This window comes from Sandaracinomonas limnophila (genome assembly GCF_004005965.1).
Classification (GTDB): Bacteria; Bacteroidota; Bacteroidia; order Cytophagales; family Spirosomataceae; genus Sandaracinomonas; species Sandaracinomonas limnophila.
In genome coordinates, this window is record NZ_SACY01000025.1 from 1 (window position 1) to 249 (window position 249).

Sequence of the window (249 nt, forward strand, 5' to 3'; positions counted from 1 at the left end):
CTGGATTCACTGCTGGTGCAACGTTAGCTGCCAATGGATCCACGACAGTGAAGGTCACTGGAGATAATGGACAGTTAGTTGTCTGACCCGCAGGACAAACTGGTACATTGTACGTGTAAACTCCTGGTTGTGTACCTGTGAAGCTGTAGCTTCCGTCTGGATTCACCGTGAAGGTTGCTCCTGTTGGGTTGCTTGTTGCAGCTACTGGAGTTCCATACGTTCCGCCACCAGCTACCACGTCGTTCGTTG

Annotated in this window: 1 protein-coding gene; it reads right to left on the reverse strand. The window is 51.4% G+C overall.

Going from position 1 to position 249, the window contains the following annotated elements:
• The coding region (locus EOJ36_RS12025) for a hypothetical protein (RefSeq protein ID WP_164847912.1) at positions 1-249 on the reverse strand (249 nt) is incomplete at both ends.